Consider the following 1,960-nt stretch of genomic DNA (forward strand, 5'->3'; position numbering starts at 1 on the left):
CATGGCAGGCTGCCGCCGCAGGGCGGCAGACCACGCTGCGGACGGCGGGCAGTGCGCCTTGCCGGCTCAGGACCGGGATTCTTCCTCTGCCTTGGCCGTATTCCACAATTCGTCCTTTTCATCGAGGCTCAGGGCGTTGAAATCCTGCCCCTGGGCGCGGGCCAGCTCTTCCATACGGGTAAAGCGCTTCAGAAAACGGCGCGTTGCCAGGTCCAGAGCCTCGCTGGCCTTGATGCCCTTGCGGCGGCCCAGTTCGGTAATGCTGAAAAGCAGGTCGCCAAGCTCATGTTTCTGGGCTTCTCCACTGCTGTTGGCGGAAGCGTCCAGCCATTCCAGCCACTCGGCTTCCACCTGCTGCTCCACCTCTTCGTCCTTGGCCCAGGTAAAGCCCACGCGGGCGGCCTTGGAATGGATGCGGTATGCCTTGATCAGGGGGGGCAGGCTTTCGGGCAGGCTGTCGAACAGGCCCTTGGGTTTGCCTTCTTCGTCGGCGTGTTCGGCCCGTTTGATTTTTTCCCAGGCCTTGAGCTGTTCATCAAGACTGTCGAACACCGTGTCGCCAAAAACGTGCGGGTGACGGCGAATCATCTTGGCCCTGTTGTTATTCAGGGCGTCGGCAAAGGTGAATTGCCCGTCCTTTTCATACAGCCGCGCCACAAAGAGCAGCAGAAAGGCCACATCGCCCAGTTCTTCGCGAATGTCGGCCACGTTGCCCGAGCGGATGGCGCTGACAAGCTCGTGGCTTTCTTCAATGATATAGTCGGCCAGCGTATGGGCGGTCTGTTCCTTGTCCCAGGGGCAGCCCTCGGGACCGGTGAGCGTGTCAATAATGCCCTGCAACTCTTCAACAGCGTTTTTTTCCATGAATGTACGTTCCTTTTTGAATGTCTGCCAAAAGTGAAATGTTCTGCATTTAGAGCACCTTCACTTCTAGAGCATTTTAACTTTGAAAAAGTGTGAATGCTCTAACGCTGTACGAAAGTGCAGCGCGCCACAATGTGGCGTGGATTCAGACGAAAATCGCATTTTTCGGCTGAATGAAAACTTTGAAATGTGAAGCATTTCAAAGTTAATCTGCTCTAAAGACCCAGACGAGAAACCAGGTCAGGCGGCAGCCAGCCGCGAACCTGCACCGTGAGGGCGTTGAAATAGGGCAGCACACGGCTGTGCTGCATAAAAACCGCCTGAGAAAAAAATTTTTGCAGCAAAAGTATGCCCAGGGACCACAGAAGAGCGCCCTTGGCAAGGCCGAGCATGGCCCCGGCCATCTTGTCGGCCCAGGTGACAAAGGAAAAGGAAAGAATTTTTTGCAGCAGACGGGCAATAAGGGCCACGGATAGAAGTACGCCGAGAAAGACCAGCACGTAGGCGGCCACAGTGCGCCAGCCGGGGTCCGTAATAAGCGTCAGATGGGGCGAAAGCCTGTCGTGATAGTTGTGGGCCGCCCAAAAGCCGCCCAAAAGCGATACAATGCCGGCAACTTCACCGACAAAGCCGTGCAGATACCCACGCCCGGCAAAAAACACCAGCGTCAGAACCACAATGAGGTCAAAAATATCCTGGCTCATGCCTTCTCCCTGCAAGATCCCTTTATGCGGTTTCCGGCGCACGCGCCGCAGCCTCATGCGGACGGCGCAAGGCAGCATAGCAAAAGCTCGGGCGCGGCACAATGCATCAGGCTGCCCGACAAGCCGCCGGTAGTTTGCGGTGGCGCGGGTAAGTTGTGACGCTTCCGGCGGTCTGTGACCGCGTTATGCCGGGGAAGTATATTGCCTCTGCATTGATCGGCATGCGCAAGCTTTTGACAAGATGACCACAGATATTACATTGCACAGACGCACACGCCTTGCACCTGACGGGCAAAGCGGAACCAACGGGGGCAATATGAGGAGCGCAAAAGGCCGGGTGGCCGGAGTCGTGCTGGCAGGGGGGCTTTCAAGCCGCATGGGCGTGTACAAGA

Annotated in this window: 2 protein-coding genes; both read right to left on the reverse strand. The window is 56.9% G+C overall.

Going from position 1 to position 1,960, the window contains the following annotated elements; genetic code table 11:
• Nucleotides 1-66: 66 nt before the first annotated feature.
• A complete protein-coding gene (gene mazG / locus V6C16_RS12100; protein ID WP_333535868.1) occupies nucleotides 67-864 on the reverse strand; it encodes a nucleoside triphosphate pyrophosphohydrolase in 798 nt (265 codons plus the stop codon).
• A gap of 215 nt (nucleotides 865-1,079) precedes the next feature.
• A complete protein-coding gene (locus V6C16_RS12105) occupies nucleotides 1,080-1,568 on the reverse strand; it encodes a CvpA family protein (RefSeq protein ID WP_333535866.1) in 489 nt (162 codons plus the stop codon).
• Nucleotides 1,569-1,960: the final 392 nt, after the last annotated feature.

The sequence above is a fragment of the Desulfovibrio sp. 1188_IL3213 genome (assembly GCF_036763145.1).
Classification (GTDB): Bacteria; Desulfobacterota; Desulfovibrionia; order Desulfovibrionales; family Desulfovibrionaceae; genus Desulfovibrio.